The organism is Bacteroides sp. 519, assembly GCF_010500955.1.
In the GTDB taxonomy this organism is placed as follows: domain Bacteria; phylum Bacteroidota; class Bacteroidia; order Bacteroidales; family Bacteroidaceae; genus Bacteroides.
Window position 1 is genome coordinate 136137 of the sequence record NZ_QVMJ01000003.1, and the last position, 20584, is coordinate 156720.

The 20584-nt window shown below is 39.6% G+C and carries 16 protein-coding genes; 10 read left to right on the plus strand and 6 right to left on the minus strand.

Going from position 1 to position 20584, the window contains the following annotated elements:
- Positions 1-8: 8 nt before the first annotated feature.
- From D0T85_RS03600 to D0T85_RS03615, 4 genes are all read right to left on the minus strand, one after another.
- Positions 9-875 (minus strand): FecR family protein, encoded by an 867-nt coding sequence (locus D0T85_RS03600; RefSeq protein ID WP_163210335.1) that lies wholly within the window; start codon positions 873-875, stop codon positions 9-11.
- Positions 876-1980: 1105 nt separating this feature from the next.
- Positions 1981-2466, minus strand: coding sequence for a hypothetical protein (locus D0T85_RS03605; RefSeq protein ID WP_163210337.1), 486 nt, complete (start codon positions 2464-2466; stop codon positions 1981-1983).
- Complete coding sequence (locus tag D0T85_RS03610; RefSeq protein WP_163210339.1) at positions 2463-3773, minus strand: AAA family ATPase; 1311 nt, start codon at positions 3771-3773, stop codon at positions 2463-2465. The genes D0T85_RS03605 and D0T85_RS03610 overlap by 4 nt, the downstream gene beginning before the upstream one ends.
- Positions 3774-3862: 89 nt before the next feature.
- Positions 3863-4411 (minus strand): RNA polymerase sigma-70 factor, encoded by a 549-nt coding sequence (locus D0T85_RS03615; RefSeq protein WP_163210341.1) that lies wholly within the window; start codon positions 4409-4411, stop codon positions 3863-3865.
- A 180-nt stretch (positions 4412-4591) separates the two neighbouring features.
- Between D0T85_RS03615 and D0T85_RS03620 the strand changes: the two genes are divergently transcribed.
- From D0T85_RS03620 to D0T85_RS03630, 3 genes are all read left to right on the plus strand, one after another.
- Complete coding sequence (locus D0T85_RS03620; RefSeq protein WP_163210343.1) at positions 4592-4762, plus strand: DUF362 domain-containing protein; 171 nt, start codon at positions 4592-4594, stop codon at positions 4760-4762.
- Positions 4763-4959: 197 nt separating this feature from the next.
- A complete protein-coding gene (locus D0T85_RS03625) occupies positions 4960-5259 on the plus strand; it encodes a hypothetical protein (protein ID WP_163210344.1) in 300 nt (99 codons plus the stop codon).
- Positions 5250-5534: a type II toxin-antitoxin system RelE/ParE family toxin gene (locus D0T85_RS03630; RefSeq protein WP_163210346.1), complete on the plus strand. Its 285-nt coding sequence runs from the start codon at positions 5250-5252 to the stop codon at positions 5532-5534. The genes D0T85_RS03625 and D0T85_RS03630 overlap by 10 nt, the downstream gene beginning before the upstream one ends.
- Before the next feature lie 252 nt (positions 5535-5786).
- On the opposite strand, the gene D0T85_RS03635 is transcribed toward D0T85_RS03630, so the two are convergent.
- Positions 5787-10208: a hybrid sensor histidine kinase/response regulator transcription factor gene (locus D0T85_RS03635; RefSeq protein ID WP_163210348.1), complete on the minus strand. Its 4422-nt coding sequence runs from the start codon at positions 10206-10208 to the stop codon at positions 5787-5789.
- A 71-nt stretch (positions 10209-10279) separates the two neighbouring features.
- A complete protein-coding gene (locus D0T85_RS03640) occupies positions 10280-11200 on the minus strand; it encodes a LysR family transcriptional regulator (protein WP_163210350.1) in 921 nt (306 codons plus the stop codon).
- 591 nt (positions 11201-11791) lie between these two features.
- Between D0T85_RS03640 and panB the strand changes: the two genes are divergently transcribed.
- The 7 genes from panB (at position 11792) to D0T85_RS03675 (ending at position 20477) form a co-directional block, all read left to right on the plus strand.
- Positions 11792-12613 carry a 3-methyl-2-oxobutanoate hydroxymethyltransferase gene (gene panB / locus D0T85_RS03645; protein WP_163210352.1) on the plus strand — a complete coding sequence of 274 codons (822 nt, stop codon included), beginning with the start codon at positions 11792-11794 and terminating at the stop codon, positions 12611-12613.
- Positions 12614-12904: 291 nt separating this feature from the next.
- Positions 12905-13669 (plus strand): ParA family protein, encoded by a 765-nt coding sequence (locus D0T85_RS03650; RefSeq protein WP_163210354.1) that lies wholly within the window; start codon positions 12905-12907, stop codon positions 13667-13669.
- A gap of 98 nt (positions 13670-13767) precedes the next feature.
- The gene (locus D0T85_RS03655; RefSeq protein ID WP_163210769.1) at positions 13768-14655 is read left to right on the plus strand and encodes a ParB/RepB/Spo0J family partition protein; all 888 of its coding nucleotides are present in this window, start codon (positions 13768-13770) and stop codon (positions 14653-14655) included.
- Positions 14656-15411 carry a DUF5683 domain-containing protein gene (locus D0T85_RS03660; protein WP_163210356.1) on the plus strand — a complete coding sequence of 252 codons (756 nt, stop codon included), beginning with the start codon at positions 14656-14658 and terminating at the stop codon, positions 15409-15411.
- A 30-nt stretch (positions 15412-15441) separates the two neighbouring features.
- The gene (locus D0T85_RS03665) at positions 15442-16749 is read left to right on the plus strand and encodes a lytic transglycosylase domain-containing protein (protein WP_163210358.1); all 1308 of its coding nucleotides are present in this window, start codon (positions 15442-15444) and stop codon (positions 16747-16749) included.
- A gap of 166 nt (positions 16750-16915) precedes the next feature.
- Positions 16916-19159 (plus strand): bifunctional (p)ppGpp synthetase/guanosine-3',5'-bis(diphosphate) 3'-pyrophosphohydrolase, encoded by a 2244-nt coding sequence (locus D0T85_RS03670; protein ID WP_163210360.1) that lies wholly within the window; start codon positions 16916-16918, stop codon positions 19157-19159.
- Between the two features lie 64 nt (positions 19160-19223).
- Positions 19224-20477, plus strand: a complete 1254-nt coding sequence (locus D0T85_RS03675; protein WP_163210363.1) for a carboxypeptidase-like regulatory domain-containing protein — start codon at positions 19224-19226, stop codon at positions 20475-20477.
- Positions 20478-20584 lie beyond the last annotated feature (107 nt).

Sequence of the window (20584 nt, forward strand, 5' to 3'; positions counted from 1 at the left end):
AAGTTTTTTTAATAAATTATAATCTTGTTTGGTTCAGTTTTTTGGTAATCAAATTCTCCTACAGCTTTCAACAGATCAAGAACATCTTCTAATGGTTCTTTATCTACAAAGCGTCCTGTCATTTTAAATGTTTCAAGTTCGGGATTCTCAATACTGATAGTTACCCCAAAATGGTTGGATAGCCGACGGGTAATTTCTGCCAGCGTGATGTTAGAAAAGATGAGTGAGCCATCTCTCCAAACAATTTCACTGGTAGCATCTTCTTCATTGTTAAGGGTTAGCTTTTTCTGTTCTTTATTATAGGTAGCACTTTCGTTAGGCTTAAGTATAATTTGTTCGGTAAAGTTGTTATATACTGCTACCGATCCTTCAAGGAGTGTTGTTTTTACTTCCGGATCGTTGGCATAAGCCTCGACATTGAATTGCGTTCCAAGTACTTTTACATTTACATGCCCTGTTTCTACAATAAACGGTTGCTGTTCGTTGCGGGCAACTTCAAAATAGGCCTCTCCGGTAAGTGATACTCGCCTTTCGCCTTCCTTAAACTTTTCCGGATATTGCAGGGTGGTGAAGCGATTCAACACCACTTCCGATCCATCGGGCAAAAGTATGGTCTTTGTTTCGGCAAGGGTAGATTCTATAATCATATTCACTGGTTGCCGGTGATTGTAAACACTCCATCCTGCTATACAAAGCAGCACAACTGCTGCCGCCGATACTGCAATGCGCAATAACCGGTAGCTACGTTTCTTGGGGAATAATGTTTTCTGAAGTATCTTGTAGCTTTCGTCCGCAGTGTATTTCCCTTTGGGAGAATGGGTAGCGGTTGCTAGTTTTTCTATGAGTTTATCAAGGTCTTCGTCTGTATGCTTCATGATTATTGTTGCTTGTTTACAGATAAAGACAAGGGTATATTAAAAAACTCCCTATTGGGGGAGTGCGAATAAATGTTAATTGGTAAAATAGGGCTGTAGCCCACATAGCTCACTGGAATACTCATAATTTGTTAAGTCTTTAGTTACCGCAAAGATACAAAGCTGCCAATTGGGGGCATGCAAGTTTTGGCCAATTTTGGTTTGTTTTGGTCGAAAATGGTAAAAATTGTCATTTAATTATTCATCAGGGGCTTTTATATGCCTGGAATGGATACGCGGATGAACGCAGATGAAGCAGATTTACGCAGATTTTTAAGTTTTCATGTGCCACCAATAATCAAAAAATGCAGTTCATTTGCACCTCAAATGCAGTTCATTTATACCTCAAATGCAGTTCATTTAGCATGCAAATGCAGTTCATTTAGGGTGCAAATGCAGTTCATTTGTAGTTGAGAGTTGAGAGTTCCATGTAGTTGAGAGTTGAGAGTTCCATGCGGCATCGTAACTCTCAACTCTCAACTCTCAACTCTCAACTAAAGCATCAGCATCAGCATCAGCAGTTTCTTTTTTATCTTTTTCTACTGATGTTTTCTTTTCTCTTCTTTTCTTTTCTTTTGTTGCAACGAAATTCAACGACCGTTACTTTTGGCAGCCTTCTGTTTGTTGGAGCTTTTCTTTCTGTTTTCGCGGCAATAAAACGTATTCACTGTGTAATTGTGCATAACGCGTGTAACATATTCAGACGGAATTGACAGGTTATTATTTTCCATTCTATCTACAGTGAATGAACCGTGGTTGTACAACACATCATCAATCTATTTACAACGAATGTGCAATGATTCACCAGTTAACCAGCTAATATTTTAACCGCAGAGTTTTGCGGATTAACGCAGAGTTTTTAATATCAAAGCGGATGTGCATTTCAGAGATAATCTCTAATATCAATGTGTATTGTATTTGCTTGTGCTCCACAATAATGAAATTTAAGCGTATCATAAATGCAATGATAGCTTAGAGGGAGATTCTTAACTTCAAGACAACGATCTACAGGAACAATTCTAAATCCATCAGTAACCAGATTTACTCCAAAAACAAAATCCTTTTTTTAGGGTTCTTCATCACTCAACAAATTCATTTTACTGAGCCATAATTTATCATCTAAAGTTGGTTCGAGTGAAGCTATCAATCCGCGAAACTCTACTTTCGATTTATCATATCCATCCACCATATTCAACAAAATATTAAGTTTAATATAAGTGGAGGTTATCTGTTTGCGGGCATCTAATAACTTACCTGTATCAAAGTTTGATTTTAATTCTATCAAAAAGAAATAAAACTTTTCATTGTATTCAAAGATAATGGCTCCATCGCAATCGTTGTTAAAGGCCTTTTGTTGAGTTACCTTTCCTAAAAAACCTTTCATATCTTTCACTATAGCTGTTTGAAAAGATAAGCAAAGAGCTGGAGTTACAACCATCTCTGTAAGTTTTGCTTCCTTACCGGATTCTGTTATTGTTACAGGTGAAACCTGTACACAAGGATAAAGAGGAAAAATCCGATTCCAGTTATTTTTCAATTCATCCAGATTCATTCCCCTTGCATCAATTGGTTTAACTCTGATTTTAATTTCTGACTATTGCTAACATCTTCAATAATAACTTGTTGAAAAGTATCATATGGAACCCCCAGAGTAGTATCTTGTTCCACAATTTCAACAGAACCATCTTTTCTGCGTTGTAGTAAATATGCACCTACTAATTCCGGATTAAGAACAATGTCTTTAGAATAGTTATATTTGCTACATAAAGATTCAAAATCTTTTTCGGATAACAAACCTTTCAATTTGTGCAAGGTAATAAGATCATTGATCTTACGAACAAAATAATCACTATGAGTTGTTATTTGAAAATGCGCACCTTCCATTACTATGGCAGATATAAGTTCGGCTATTTCTACCTGTTTTTGCGGGTGTAAATGAGCTTCGGGTTCTTCGAACAATACAGAGCTATTAATTTGACCTCCTTGTAAAAACAAAGCTAAAGGGGCCAACTCTTTTACTGAAGATGCGGCCGCAGATACTGGCATTTGCGCTTCTTCAAGAGTAGAATAAACTAATTTATCGTCAATATATTTGAGATTTCCATTATTTATCTTGGTAATCATGCCTAACAATCGTTGATTGTTTTCACTAACGCTAGTCCAATCCACGAATTGAAATTCTTCCATACGTATAAGAAATTCCTCATACATTCCTGCAGTAGCAGTTATCTTATCTTGAGAGCTTAATGTTAATCCTATTAATGCACCTCTTGATGGTGGCATCAAGAAAGTAGCATCTATACAATCTTCGGAACCAAACAATTGCTTTTGGAGAAAATCTCTTAGTAGCAATGTGAAGAGTGTTCCTCCCCAACTAGTTCTGCCCTCTGTGTAGCGTATCCGTGCAAATTGGTCTTCAAATTTCACCTTTAAGAAGTGTTGTTCCTTATTATTTATTGTAGCCACTTCTACTTCGTAGGTAAATAAGAATTCTTCCAAATTCAACTCCCAGTGAATCTTTATATCAGCCTTAAGAGAATTATGCCCCAGAATATATCCCAGATACCGAACCGCATCCTGATTAACCCAATCATATAATTCGGATGGATTAAACCGTACTAGCCCTGCTTTGTCTTTTATGTCTTGAGTAGAAAGATCTAGAATATATCCTTTTGAAACAAAGAAGTTCTCCAATCTGTTTCCTGCCAATAACAAATAAAAATAATGAGTAAGAAAAGCTATATAACTTTTACCTAATCCAGATTCACCCGAAAAAATCATAAATGGTTTTAATTTAAAGAAAGAGTCTCTTATAGCTCCTAAACTTTTAATCTCAAATTTTATGGGTATAGTGTTCATTGGTTTCTTATTATTAGTGATGCAAACTTAAATAAAATCTTCGATTTATATGTCAATTACATAAAAAGATTCACCACTCCTTATCTAACTTAAAGATAAGAAGCCAACACCTCTCTTATTGTTTTCAATGCCTTTTGTAGTTGAGCATCTACTGTTTTTGTACTGATTCCCATTTGTTCGGCAACCTGTGCATAACTTTGCTTTTCTTCCTTTATGCGTACAAAAACCTCCCGGCAACGCTCCGGTAACTGATTGAGTGCTTTTAAATAGACGGTAAATAACTCTTCCGAAATCATTGTTTCCTCGGGCGAGGATTGGGTAGATGCTTTTTCCATACCATCTTCGAACAAGACGGTATCGTTTCGTGATTCTTTTGCCAGGTAGTTTAGTGCTATGTTCTTCACCAGGATAAAGCAATAATCTTCTATGCTGGCTATTTCGGTCAGGGTATTCCGCTTTTCCCAGAGTTTTGTAAATGCCTCAAGCACAATCTCTTGCGACCACTCTTCATTCTTTGCATAGAAATAAGCAATACGGTAAAAGCGATCGTAACAGAGATTATAAAATTCCCTGAAAACTAACTGCGACCCCGATTCTTTCAATTTATATAGCAGTTTACTTATTTCTGTTTCAATCATTGTGATGTCTATGCGAAACTTCTTTCCGGCTGCAAAGATAAGTTATTTAAACCACTCGTCTATTTAGAAGCGATACAAATTAGAGTAATTTAAAGGAGCAGATTGCGAGAAGTAAAATAAAAGGTTTATTTTTGCTCTACAAAAGAGTACTAATTGATAACTAATTTAAATTTAAACAAAATGGCTTACGTAATTACTGACGATTGTATTGCTTGCGGTTCATGTATTGATGAATGCCCAGTTGAAGCAATCTCTGAAGGCGATATCTATACTATCAATCCTGATGTATGTACAGACTGCGGTACTTGTGCAGATGTTTGTCCTTCTGAAGCAATTCACCCGGGAGAATAATACAATCTTAAAACAAGATAATAAAGGCTACTCGTTTTGGGTAGCCTTTATTTGTTTCTATATGTGGACTAAAACGCCAATTTGGCATTGTATTTTCACGAAAAACCTGTTGTAAAACCGTTTTTAGGGTCTATTCTATATAAAAAAGTTCATTATCTTTGTTCGCACCTATTGAATAGAAATATGAACGCGAAAACATGGAGACAATTATTACTTTAAGAACAGACGAACACATTGTGGATATTGAAAATGTGCTTGATAATATCCGGATGCTGAAAGGAGTGAAAAGTGTAAAAGTTACAAAAACTACTAAAAAGAAGAAAGAGAAGGAGATAGTTATTAAACATGAAATTGCACATGTTCCAAATGTGCCACACATACTCGACGAATTAATTAAAACAATTCGAGAGAATGAAGCAAACCATGATCCGGATAAAAGTATTCCAAATGATGTAGTAATGCAACAAATAAAAGAAAGGATGAAACAATGGAGCTAAAATGGGAACCAAAAGCATTAGAACAGCTGAAAAATTTAACCGATCATAATCTTCGTACACAAGGCAAAAGAGCAACCACACAAATAATAGATGATATTCAGCAAGCTATTATCATACTTAGCAATTATCCTAATATGGGACCAGTGGTACCTGCCTTTAAAAATGGAGAATATTCCTATCGAAGTACAGTTATTTATCCCGGCTATAAAGTGATTTATAGAATAGAAGATCATATCATATATATCTATTCTATCTGGAATTACAAGGGGGATTAATGAGTGATGAGTTTTGAGTAGTGAGTAATGAGTTTTACGATGCCGCATGGTTACTCACAACTCATTACTCACCACTCAAAACTCACTACTCATTTACTCGCAAAGATTGATGAGAAGAAATCAAGAATCGACTCAAGTATTACAAATAGATCGTTTGCCCCGCCTCTGTCTTTTCTCTTAGTTTTTCTTGGAGCAGGCCTTTTATTGAGTTCGTAATGGTACCCTTTACTTCTTTTCCGTTTAAACAACATACTATGAATTTTGATTTTTCTCTTTATACTCGGTAGGGGTCATTCCATACTTCTGCTTAAAGCATTTGCTAAAATACCTCGGATCATTAATACCTACCATATACGAAACTTGCGAAATACTGTACTCGCCTGTTTCTATTAACTCAGCTGCACGTTTAACCCGCATTTCTTTGATAAACTCAATAGGCGCAAGCCCAGTTAGTGCCTTTAGCTTTTTGAAGAAAACCGAACGACTCACAGCCAGTTCGCCCACCAAATCGTCTACTATTAACTCACCATTATCCATGTTTGCCTCCATCAGCTCAACCAGTTTATCAATAAACTTACGGTCGTTGGGCGACATTTCGTTGGTTGGTTGGGTATCCTTTTTCTTTTGGGGCGAAGCGGTCATTAACGAGCTTCTGTATAGTTCCTGTATTTTTTTGTGTTGCAATAACAGGTTTTCTACACGTGCTTTCAGGTATGTAGAGCTGAAAGGTTTGGTAATATAATCGTTTGCACCATACTCCATACCCTCTAACTTGCTTTCCAGGTTTGATTTGGCTGTGAGCAATATAATAGGAATATGACTGGTAGAAAGGTTGTTGCGTAACTCGCGGGTTAATTCCAGACCATCTTTATCGGGCATCATCACATCACTGATAATGATATCGGGAATAAGGTTGATGGCTTTTTCAATACCTTCCTTTCCGTTTCTGGCTTCGGCAATGCGGAAGGTTTCGCTAAAGATGGTACGCAGGAAACTACGTAACTCATCATTATCTTCAACTAACAGCATTAATCCCTTGTTGGGGTCTTCCTGCTGATCGGCCGATACTATTACATCCTGCAAAATTCCTGCCTCGGTTGGATGTTGTTTATCGGTTTGAGAACCGGCAACATAATCGGTTAACAAGTATTCTACTTCATCATCGAAATGCTCACGCCCTTTTATAAAGTCGACTATAAAAGTACTTCCTTCGCCTAAAACAGAGTCGACAACAATCGTTGCTTTGTGCATTTCAACCAGTTCTTTAACCAACGACAGTCCGATACCCGAGCTTGATTGATTAAAGAGATTTTTATCCATCAGGTGCTCAAACCTTACAAAGAGCGAATCTTTTTTGTTTGCTGCAATGCCTATTCCCTGATCTTGTACACCTACCGATATTGTTTTCTCGTTTTCGTGAATATATACCTTAATCATCTTACCCACCGGGGTAAATTTAAAGGCATTAGAAAGGAGGTTGAATACAATCTTTTCCAGCTGATCGGCATCGGCCCATAGATAGAGGTTGTTCTTCTCGGGTTCGAAGATGAAGTCTATATCATGCTCATCGGCCAGTGCTTCAAAGTTATTCATGATGTTACGTACAAAAGCCACCAGCTCAATGCGTTGTACTTTCAGTTTCATCTTTTTGTTTTGTATCTTCCTGAAATCCAGAATCTGGTTTACCAACCTGAGCATGCGGTCGGTATTGCGTTCTACCAGTTGCAGCTGTTCTGTAGCTTCGGGAGTAAGCGGGGTATTCTTTAATACATATTCTACCGGACCGGCAATAAGTGTAAGTGGGGTTCTTAACTCGTGCGAGATATTGGTGAAGAACCGCAGCTTAATGTCCGACACTTGCTGCTCGATAGTTACTTTGTGTTTTAAACGGTAGATGGTGAAGAGAATATATAATGTAATAAAGAACAGGGCAATAATACCCAAGGCATAGAGCATATAGGCCAATGGGGTTTCCCAGAAAGAGGGCAGTATAGTTATGGCCAGGTTATGGGTATTATCCATCCAAACGCCATCGCTGTTTGTTGATTTCACTTTGAAAACATACTTCCCTTTACCCATGTTGGTGTATGTTACAATACGCTGCTTGTCAACATAAGACCATTCGGTATCTACCCCCTCTAACATATAGGCATACTGAATTTTTTCGGGCGCTTTATTGTCGATAGCTGCATACTGAATAGATATCACATTCTGTTTGTGCGATAAGGTCAGTTCGCTGGTTTCGTTTATAATATTCTGTAGAATACTTTGTTTGCCGGGTCTTACTTCTTCATTATGAATCAGCAAACGCGAAAAGGTAACAGGCGGCACATAACTGCTCTTTGATATGGAACCCGGATAAAAAGAAATCCATCCGTTACTGGTACCAAACAGCAATTGCCCGTTGCGGGTATCGGCGCTTGCTGCCTCATTATAGCCGGCATGCATGTCCAGGTTTTCATCTTTATAGCTGTCGGCTCTTGCTTCGGAGGGGAGGAATTTACAGAGTCCGTTTTCTGTACTTATCCAGATGTTGCCTTCCTGATCTTCGGTTGCTGCAAGCAGGATATCACTTGGCAGTCCGTTATCGGTAGAATATTTCTGAAAGGTAGCAGTGCCGTTTTCATTCAGCGAGAGCAACTTGTTTAGTCCGCCGCCAAATGTACCAAGATACACTTCTTTGTTTTTGGTTTCGCGAATCCAGTAAACATCATTGTTGCTGAGGCTGTTCGGCTCGGCCGGGATACGCACATGATGATTGAACCGGATAGACTCCGGATTAACAAAATCTTTATGGAAAGTCAAAGCCCCCAAGGTGGTACCCACCCAGATATTTCCTTGCGAATCGGAAGTTACATAACGAGCGCGGTAACATTCGTCGATAGGATATCCTTTCAGGTGGTTCTGGTGGTGGATGAAAACAACGGTACCGTTTTCTCTTTCTTCCATATAGTTAAGTCCGCCTCCAAATGTAGCAATCCATATTCGGCCGTTAGCGTCCTCGTGCATACAATAGATGTTGTTATCGCTCAGGCTATACAGGTCTTTGGGGTTTGAGGTAAAATTCCGTATATTAAAATGTGTACCAACACTTTGCAAACAGTATATACCATTACCTTTGGTCGATATCCAGATTCGGCCGTTAGAATCTTCCATGATATGATAAGCAACACCCAGAATGTGTTCACCGGTCTTTGAGAATGTTCCGTTTGCTGTAAGATAGCCCAGGAACTCTTCGTTTTTATCATAAACCCGTATCTTTCCATCGCGAAGTCCCATCCACAACCTTTCGTCTTTGTCTTGGAAAAGAGAACGAACATCGTTACTCAATGATTCGTAATTCAACGGGTGGGGTGTTTTCAGATGGAAGCGGTCGGGCAAGAAAGTCACTTTCTCTAATCCTTTAGAGTGGGTGCACATCCATAGGTTTCCCTGTTTGTCCGACATTACAAAATGCAGCTTATTAGAAAAACGCCAGTTGTCTTTTCCCGGTTCGTTGAAGAAAGGCAGCAATTTACCTTGCTCCCTGTCGTAAAGCGAGAAACCACCGTTAAAGGGATGCACCCAGAGATATCCGTTAATATCCTCGTGTATAAAGAATGCCGGTTGCGAGCGGTGAGCGCCACCTTCCTCAATAACAGGTATTTCGTGTTTTATTGTCTGGGTAAAAGGGTTGAAGTGTGTTACCCCACGGGCATCGCTAATATCGAACCAGATTTCCTTCATACGGTCAACATAAACAGATACGATGCGATTGCCGGGCATATCCTTGTGAGTAGACTTTTTATAATGGACTGTTTGGTTTGTTTCGATGTTCCAGGTAAAGAAACCATTATCACGGGTAGCCACTACAAAATCTTTATCCGAATAAGAACAAATAGAGATAATATCCGAATCGGATTCGAGTTCCATTAATTGGAAGCTCTGTGTTGATTTCTCGTAAATCCAAATGCGGCCTTTACCTGTACCGAAGTAAATATGCTGTGCATCTTCGAACATACATTCAAAAGACTGTTTCTGCCGGGAGCGCGACTGTGAATCAACAAAGTAGAGTGTGGGGCGAATAGAGTCGGGGCTTATCCTTCCTATTCCATTATCGGTTAACAACCATTCGTTTCCCGAGCTGTCTTCTTTTACATCATGAATGTTCATTGAAGGAAACAATCCGGATTGCATGGAGTAAAGCTCCGTACTCACCTCATGGGTTTCGGGATTGGTTTTTACGCGAATAGCCCCATCGAACTCGGTTAATAGCCAGATGTTTTTTCCTGGTAGAATCCGGATTCCGGTATACGAGGTGTTGCTGCCTTTCTCGTCGGCAGGTACCTGCAAGAATATCTCTTTCTGTGTATCGAAGCGGTAAACTTTATTATCATACGTGGTTAGCCAGATGTAGCCGTAAGCATCTTCGGCCATGAAATCTACCCGGTTGTTACTGAGGTTAACGGTGTTATGTCCACCTGCTTTATAGGTTGTAAAGTTATAGCCGTTAAATTTGTTGATGCCATCCCACGTGGCAAACCACATAAACCCTTTACTATCCTCAAGTATATACATTACAGAGTTTTGCGAAAGCCCCTCGCCCGAAGAGTAATGTGTAAAGGAGCAATTCCATTGCGAATACCCTGATAAAGGGAATAACAGGAGATAAAGTATGATGTATATGTGCTTCATGAAGTGCGCTGTACTTTGCTGAATAAATAATTAGTATGCAATAATACAAAAAAAATATTAGACCTCACTACTCACCACTCAAAACCCAAATGGCGGTATTTGTAAAGTACAGGGCTATTGCTTAGGTTTTCTTCGAACATCTTCATAAAAACTTCAACTGTTTTTTTCTGATAGCCTCCCTTACGCCAATATACAGCGGCTGTCATTCCTGTGTTTTCGGATACTAGCTTGATTGTTTTTATTTTGGTATGATCTTTTTGGATAGATTGAGGCATAATAGATATCCAGTGTTTGGTACAAACCAGTTGGTGGAGGATGTTTACGTCATTGAGTTCCAATTGCATATCCAAGGTTTGTGCAACTTCGGGAAATCGTTCTTCCAGAATATCCCTGACGTGCATCCCTCTTTCGGGTAATGCCAACGGATAACCCACCAGCGACTCTAACGGAACCTGATCGTATTTAGCTATCGGATGGTCTTTATGGGCAATAACAGTAAGCTGTGTGTCGAACAGTTCTATCCGGTCCAGCCGATTGTCTCTGATAGGGGCGCCAAAGGTGAGTACAAAATCAAGTTCGTTAGCATGTAACATTTCGAACAGGCGCCGGGCCGACTTGCTGACAATCTTTACATGTATGCCGGGATATTTTATGGAGAACGGAACCAGTGTATCGGTAAGCAGGGAGCATAAACTGAATATCCCTCCTATTCGCAATGAACCGATCCGCATTTCGTTAACATCTTGTACGGCGGTTGCGGCTTCGCGCATATTGGCTATCACCAGGCGGGCATAAGGCAATAGCTTCTTTCCGGCTTCGGAAAGTTCTACTCTTCTTTTCTCTCTGATAAATAACTCTACGCCAAGTTCTGTTTCCAATTGTTTGATTTGCACAGATAGCGAACTTTCGGCAATGCAAACAGCTTTAGATGCTTTGGTGAAGTTCTGAAACTCGGCAGCTTTTATAAAATACTTCAATTGTCTAACGTCCATATCAGTTCAATTTGTGCTCAAAGATATTGATATTTTTACAATAATATAGTATCTATAATATTAGAAGAAAAAGAGACTGCTATTGCTAATGTACAAAAGTACATACAAATGCAGACTACTAAAATCCAACGTCCGTTGAATTCCGTTGCAACAATATAATATAATATATCATAATATAATATATCAGAAGAAAAAGAATAGAAAAAGAAACTGCTGCTGTTGATGATGATATAAATGCACGAAGGCACGAAAGAATGAAAGTGCGAAGGCATAAAAAACACTTTCGTCCTTTCGCGCTTTCATCCCTTCGCGCTTTCGCGCCTTCTATCCTTTCGCGCTATATAGACGAGCAGTCTTGGTCTATATAGCATCGACTCCTCGAGCTATATAGCATTGACCCCTGAAGCTATATAGCATTAGTCTCTTGGTCTATATAGCATTATGCAGGGAACATGATAACATTGCATGAAGGAACAAATTGGATTAATAGGCAAAACCTATTGGTTGATAGTTTTTTCTCATCAAAAACATACTGATTGTACCGTTTTTCGGCTTAGCTTTGTCACCGAAATCATAAATTGAAAAAACAAAATGGCAGGATATTTAGTAGAAGACAATCGTAAGGTTACTACATTGCGGTTGCGCGAAATGAAAACGAAAGGTGAAAGAATAGCGATGCTCACTGCATACGATTATACCATGGCAAAAATATTAGACGAGGCCGGTTTGGATGCAGTACTGATAGGCGATTCGGCAGCTAATGTTATGGCAGGGTATTCAACAACGGTACCAATGAAGATTGAGCAGATGATTTATCATGCCGGATCGGTGGTACGTGCAGTAAAGCGGGCATTAGTGGTTTGTGATATGCCTTTTGGTACATACCAGGTTAATGCTACTGAAGGGGTAAAAAATGCAATCCGCATTATGCAGGAAAGCGGATGCGATGCCCTGAAACTGGAAGGCGGAATAGAGATTATCGAAGTAGTGAAGCGGATTATTGATGCTGGAATACCTGTAATGGGCCATTTAGGACTTACCCCTCAGTCGATAAACAAATTCGGAACATTTGGTGTACGCGCTAAGGACGAGGCTGAAGCACAGAAATTGATTAGTGATGCAAAAGCTTTGGAAGAGGCCGGATGCTTTAGCATTGTTCTGGAAAAAATTCCGGCTAAACTGGGCGGGATTGTAAGCAAAGAACTCAGCATTCCAATTATTGGCATTGGAGCAGGCAACGAGGTCGATGGTCAGGTACTTGTTGTTCAGGATATGCTTGGAATGAACAAAGGCTTCAATCCAAAGTTCTTGCGCAAGTACGAGGATTTGTACAGCCGCATTATAGATGGGGTAGGTAACTATGTTTCGGATGTGAAACAAGCTGCGTTTCCAAGTGTGGATGAGCAGTATTGATTGAAAATCGAGGTTGTGTCAAAAATACTAGACTTTTGACACAAGCCTCAAGTTGTTATAAATCGTAAATCCTCTTAACCTTAACACTAAAATCAATAAATATTCAGTGGAAATAATTATATTTGCCCTCCTTAACGAGATGACTTTTAGAAAGTTCTGTTAAAAAGCAACTTATAGTTATTAACAAACTGGGTGACTTATCAACAGAATTCGCAAAAGTTAGTCTAATTTCGTAGGAGCTCTGGCAAAATATCGTTTATTTCGCTACATATTTAATACTATATAATTATTATGGGAAAAATAATTGCTTTAGCCAACCAAAAAGGTGGCGTAGGGAAAACGACGACTACTATAAACCTGGCCGCATCGCTTGCCACCATGGAAAAAAAAGTATTGGTTGTGGATGCCGATCCGCAGGCAAATGCCTCATCGGGTTTAGGTATCGATATTAAAGCGGCCGATTGCACTATTTACGAATGCATCATTAACCGGGAAGATGTAAAAAACGCAATACAGAATACCGATATTGATACATTGAAAGTAATCTCATCTCATATAAACCTGGTTGGAGCCGAAATAGAGATGCTGAACCTCCCTAACAGAGAGAAAATATTAAAAGAAGTTCTGGCACCTTTAAAAGACGAATTCGATTTTATCTTTATCGACTGCTCACCCTCATTAGGATTAATAACTATTAACGCACTCACTGCTGCCGACTCGGTTATAATTCCTGTTCAGGCAGAATACTTTGCCTTGGAAGGAATCAGCAAACTACTAAATACAATCAAGATAATTAAATCAAAACTAAACCCAAAACTGGATATAGAAGGATTTCTTATCACCATGTACGACTCGCGCCTTCGCCAAGCAAACCAAATATTGGAAGAAGTTAAGAATCATTTTGCCGAACTGGTATTCGATACAACCATTCAGCGTAATGTAAAACTTAGTGAGTCGCCCAGCTATGGTATACCCACAATTTTATATGATGCCGACTCGGCTGGAGCAAAGAACTACATGGCTTTGGCAAAAGAATTGATTGAACAGAATAAGTAGCTAGTAATTAGTAGCTAGTAGTTAGTAATTGCAACAAAGATTACTAACTACTAGTTACTAACTACTAGCTACTAGCTACTAACTACTAACTACTAAAAATTATGGCACAGAAAAGGAACGCTTTAGGCAGAGGATTGGATGCACTGCTTTCGATGGACGATGTAAAGACCGAAGGTTCTTCATCAATCAATGAAATAGAACTGTCGAAGATATCAGTTAATCCCAATCAGCCCCGTCGTGAATTTGACGAAGTTGCCTTGCAGGAACTTTCTGATTCGATAAAAGAAATAGGAATCATTCAACCAATTACGCTGCGCAAATTATCCGATGATGAATATCAGATTATTGCCGGCGAACGTCGTTACCGCGCTTCGTTAAAAGCAGGACTCACCGCAATACCGGCTTACATACGTACTGCCGACGATGAAAATGTAATGGAGATGGCGCTGATTGAGAATATTCAGCGCGAAGACCTCAACTCGGTAGAAATTGCATTAGCATATCAACACCTGATAGAACAGTATAACCTTACTCAAGAGCGCCTGAGCGAACGTGTAGGTAAAAAACGTACAACCATTGCCAATTACCTCCGGTTATTAAAATTACCGGCACCCATACAGATGGCTTTGCAAAACAAAGAAATTGATATGGGACATGCCCGTGCACTGATTGCTTTGAACGATCCGAAACTACAAGTGAAAATATTCGAAGAAATTCAGCAACATGGCTATTCCGTTCGTAAGGTTGAAGAACTGGTAAAATCATTGAACGAAGGCGAAACTGTAAAAAGCGGCAGTAAGAAAATCGCAGCAAAAGCGCAACTGCCCGAAGAGTTCGATATACTTAAGAAACATCTCTCGGGTTTCTTTAATACAAAAGTACAGTTAACATGTTCCGATAAAGGGAAAGGTAAAATAAGTATTCCGTTTAATAATGAAGAAGACCTCGAACGGATCATGGAAATTTTTGATTCGTTGAAGAAATAAATGTCGAAGAAGATTAAACGATACAACCTAAACGTAGCCCTGCTATTTGGCATATTGCTGATAGCAGGGATTGATGTGTTTGCACAACAAACCATTGTGCCTAACGATTCGCTTGTTGTAGACCCGGCATTTACTGCCGTTGCCGACAGCTTGAAGCAACTAAATGAGGCTAACCTCGAAGAACTGGAAAAAGTAGAAGATATAATTGATGATCGGCAGTTAACAACGTTAGCTGCGGATTCAATTACTACTCAACCGCCTGCAAAGGTTTGGATACCCGATGCTAACCGTGCCACATGGCTGGCTGTGGTTTTTCCGGGTGGAGGACAGATATATAATCGTAAATACTGGAAACTACCCATTATATATGGCGGCTTTGCCGGATGTGCCTATGCCCTTAACTGGAATAACAATATGTTTAAAGACTATTCGCAGGCATATTTAGATATAATGGATGGTGATCCTAATACCAAAAGCTATGAAGATCTTTTCAGGGCTACAGGGATCACCGAAGGAGAAAGCTCGTACAGCCAACGTATTAAACGTGGGAAAGACCGTTTCCGAAGATACCGGGATATGAGTATCTTTGCATTTATTGGCGTATATTTGATATCGATTATTGATGCATACGTAGATGCCGAATTATCTAACTTTGATATCGGTCCGGATTTGTCAATGCGCATAGAACCAACCATAATTAGCGATAAAAGATTTTATAGCAATGCCATTGGCCTACAATGGAGCATAAGATTTTAGATAAAAACGAAAGAAAAGAAGATGATGAACATGAGAAATTTACAACGATTTACCTGTCTGGCCATGTTGTTAGCCGCTTCGGCTACATGCCGGATAACCGCACAAACACCACAAAGTGTAGATGTAATTGTAAGAGAAAACGGAGCTGAACGCCACGATACGATTGATCTTCCGGTAAGTATGACCTATCCTATAGATAGTCTTTTAAGCGACTGGAAAATACGAACCTTTGTTGTATTGGACGATGATGGATGCGAAACAAGCAAACAAAATCCCGTATTCAGTGATTCGGTATATATCGACAGGCTTTCGCGAATGCCTACAGTAATGGAAATGGCCTACAATGATGTTGTACGTCGTTTTATTGATCAGTACACCGGACGTTTGCGCAACCATGTAGCATTTATGCTTAGCGCGTCTAACTTCTACATCCCCATATTCGAGGAAGCACTCGATGCGTATGGTCTTCCATTGGAGTTAAAATACCTTCCTATCATTGAATCGGCTTTAAACCCTTCGGCCATCTCACGTGCAGGAGCTTCGGGCTTGTGGCAGTTTATGCTGAAAACAGGAAAAATTTACGGACTGGACTCGAACAGTTTGGTCGATGAGCGTCAGGACCCGATAAAATCGACCTGGGCAGCCGCAAGATACCTGAAAGAGCTTCACAATATTTATAAAGACTGGAATCTGGTAATAGCAGCCTATAACTGTGGGCCTGGAAACGTAAACAAAGCCATTCGCCGTGCAGGTGGAAAAACAGATTACTGGGAAATATACAACAACCTTCCAAAAGAAACCCGTGGTTATGTTCCTGCATTTATTGCTGCCAACTATGCAATGACTTACTATTGCGACCACAACATTTGTCCGCTCGAAACAAACATCCCAGCCGATACGGATACTTTAACAATAAGCAAACGACTTCATTTTGAACAAATTGCCGATTTATGTGGTATCAGTATAGACCAGCTACGCAGTTTGAACCCTCAGTATAAAAAAGATGTAATTCCCGGAGATATAAAACCATATACACTACGCTTACCTCACACCGAAGTGTGTGCCTTTATTGATAAGCAAGATACAATCTATACACATAAAGCTGATGTACTTTTTAGCAACAGAAGAAGGGTAGAGATAGCAGGGGCTTCGTCGTCATCGTCCAGAGGAACAGCAACTCCGGCCAATGCCAAACTCACTTATCATAAAATAAGGAATGGAGAAAGCCTGTCGACAATCGCAGCTAAGTATCGTGTAAGTGTAAATAATATAAAACGCTGGAACAATATGAGGAATAATAATATTGTGGCTGGCAAGACGTTGAAAATTTATAAATAGTAGCTAGTAGTTAGTAGCTAGTAGTTAGTAGTAGTTAGTAGTAGTTAGTAAGAATACATACAGCATTGTTACTAGCTACTAACTACTAGCTACTAACTACTAACTACTAACTACTAACTACTAACTACTAACTACTAGCTACTAACTACTAGCTACTCTAACAAATATGAAAGAACATATAGAAATGACCGATGATGAACTGATTGAACAATCATTTCAGGAATTAATAACCGATTATCTGTCTACCAAGCATCGCAAGCGGGTTGAGATAATTACCAAAGCATTTAATTTCGCAAATCAGGCCCATAAGGGCATCAAGCGTCAATCCGGCGAACCTTATATAATGCATCCGCTGGCTGTAGCCAAAATAGTATGCACTGAAATAGGGCTTGGGTCAACCTCTATCTGTTCGGCTTTATTACACGATGTAGTTGAAGACACCGATTACACAGTCGAAGATATCGAAAACCTTTTCGGTCCTAAAATAGCCCAGATTGTTGATGGGCTAACCAAAATATCGGGGGGCGTATTTGGCGACAAAGTATCGGCACAAGCCGAGAACTTTAAGAAACTACTTCTTACCATGTCGAATGACATCCGGGTAATCCTGATTAAGATAGCCGATAGACTACACAATATGCGTACACTCGGTTCGTTGGCTGCTAATAAACAATATAAGATTGCCGGCGAAACCCTATATATATATGCCCCACTGGCCAATCGGTTGGGATTGCATCGCATAAAAACCGAGCTCGAGAACCTGAGCTTTAAATACGAGCATCCCGAAGAATACAAACAAATAAAAAGTAAACTCCAGGCTACAGCAGCCGAACGTGAAGAACAATTCCGTGCATTTACCGGTCCGATAAAAGACCAGCTAGATAAAATGGGATTGAAATATCAGATACTAGCCCGGGTAAAATCAATATACTCCATCTGGAAAAAGATGGAAACCAAGCATGTTCCTTTCGAAGAGATTTACGATATCCTGGCAGTACGCATCATCTTTGAACCCCGTAAAGAAGATGAAGAACTGAATGATGCCTTCGATATTTATGTATCCATCTCTAAAATATACAGGCCTCATCCGGATAGGTTGCGCGACTGGGTTAGTCATCCTAAAGCCAACGGCTATCAAGCCCTCCATGTTACCCTGATGGGAAAAGATGGACAATGGATAGAAGTGCAGATTCGTAGCGAACGAATGAACGATGTAGCCGAACAAGGATTTGCCGCCCACTGGAAGTACAAAGACGGTGGTGGTGGAGAAGACGAAGGCGAATTAGAAAAGTGGCTTCGTACGATTAAAGAGATTCTGGACGATCCGCAGCCCGATGCAATGGATTTTCTGGATACCATAAAGTTAAACCTTTTTGCTTCGGAGATATTTGTATTTACTCCCCGGGGAGAAATTAAAACCATGCCTCAAAACTGTACCGTGCTTGATTTTGCTTTCTCGTTACACTCGGATATTGGTAAACATTGTATTGGTGCCAAGGTAAATCACAAGTTGGTACCACTGAGCCATAAGTTGCAAAGTGGTGATCAGGTAGAAGTGCTTACCTCTAAATCGCAACGGGTAAAACCAGAGTGGCTAACTTTTGTAAGTACGGCAAAAGCCCGTTCAAAAATAAATGCACTACTAAAGAAAGAGCAACGAACCTTACAGCGAAAAGGTGAAACACTATTGAACGAGTTTCTCCTGGCCGAAGGTATTCGTCCGGAAGTAGTAAACATGGATAAGCTTCTACAAGCACATAATGTAGCAAGCAAAGAAGAATTCCTAACATTGATAGGCGGTGGAAAAATAGTATTAGCCGATGTTGACCGCAATGTATTAAAGTCTAAACAGGGAACCAACTGGAAAAAAATTCTTTCCTTTTCTTTCGGTAAAGATGGAAAAGAGAACAAGAATGCAGCGGCAAATGAAGAAGAGCCGGTGGAAAAAATCAATCCGAAGAAGATTTTAAAACTTACCGACGATACACTACAAAAAAACTATGTAATGGCAACCTGCTGTTGCCCGATCCCTGGCGATGATGTGCTTGGTTATCTGGATGATAACGGTAAGGTTATTATTCATAAACGTCAGTGTCCGGTTGCTGTAAAGCTTAAAAGCAGTTACGGAAACAGGATTATTGCCACCCAATGGGAAGTGCAAAAGAATCTTTCTTTCCTGGTACACATTTACATAAAAGGTATTGATAGGGTTGGGTTATTGAGTGATATAACACAGGTTATTTCCTGGCAGCTGAATGTAAACATCCGCAAAGTAAATATCGAAACGATTGATGGCATTTTTGAAGGTAAAGTACAACTGTACGTGCATGACGTAGATGACGTAAAAGAACTTATTTCAAAACTACGCAAGATTTCGAATGTAAAGGAAGTGACGAGAGTGGAAGAATAAATAGGGTTTTTATCTCTTCGCCGATCATATTAATGTAACGGCATTATTTAAAAACTCAAATAGTATGAAAACAATTAAAACCACAGGGATTTTCTTGTTACTTGCTATGCTTATTACCTCCTTACCGGTAATGGCAGATGGCAGTAAAGACAAAGAATACATCACCATTAACGGTGTTGTTCGCGACAAGCAAAACAAAAGAAAACTTGAATACGTAAATGTATCAGTATTAGGAACAAGTATTGGTACAGTAACTAACATGGATGGGGGATTCTCCATCAAAGTAGCCGACGATGTAAAATCCAGAACACTGGAAATATCACACTTAGGATACCGCAGCCAGAAAGTAACCATTGGCGAAGAAGATATAGAAGAACTCAACATCTATCTTGAAGCCAATGCAAATACCCTGCCCGAAGTTTTGGTAAGAGCACTCGATGCAAAGAAACTTGTAGAAGAAGCTGTAAGTAAGATAGCCGTAAACAACAGTAAATCGCCTAACATGCTTACAGGCTTCTATCGTGAAACAGTGCGCAAACGCCGAAGCTATATTAATGTTACCGAAGCCATTATTAATGTATATAAAACACCGTATACCGAAGATGTTAACCGGGATCGTGTTCAGGTGTTTAAGGGACGTCAGCTGGTAAGTCCTAAGCAAGGCGATACACTGATTGTAAAATTACAGGGCGGACCTAACTATGCCATATTTCTTGATGTAGTTAAGAACCACGAAATACTGTTCGACGAACAAGGTATGCGCGATTATAAATTCACGATGGGCAACCCCGTTATGCTCGATCAGCGTCCGCACTATGTGGTAAACTTTGAGCCGCAGGCAGTACAACCTTATCCTTTATTTTATGGCAAACTTTATATCGACGAAGAATCGAAAGCATTCACTCAGGCCGAGTTCAGCTATAACATGAAAGATCGTAATAAGATTACCCATGCCATATTGAAGCGTAAACCATTCAATCTGCGATTCAAACCGGAAGAAATTACCTATCTTGTAACCTATAAGCAGGAGGGCGGAACAACCTACCTTAATTATATGCGGAACGAAATAAAATTCAAGTGCGATTGGAAACGCAAACTCTTCTCGACCAACTATGCCGTTGTAAACGAAATGGTTGTAACCAACAAGAAACTGGAAGATGTTAGTTCAATACCGGGAAAGGAAGCATTTAACTTCAAACATGTTCTTTCGGATAAAGTAGGTAATTTCTACGACGAGAACTTCTGGGAAGGATACAACATTATTGCTCCTACCGAATCGCTGGAATCGGCCGTAAACAAACTCAAGAAACAGTTTTGAGTAGTGAGTAGTGAGTAGTGAGTAATGAGTAATGAGTTTAACATGTGGTATCGCTAATTCATCACTCACTACTCATCACTCACTACTCACTACTCAAAACTCATCAC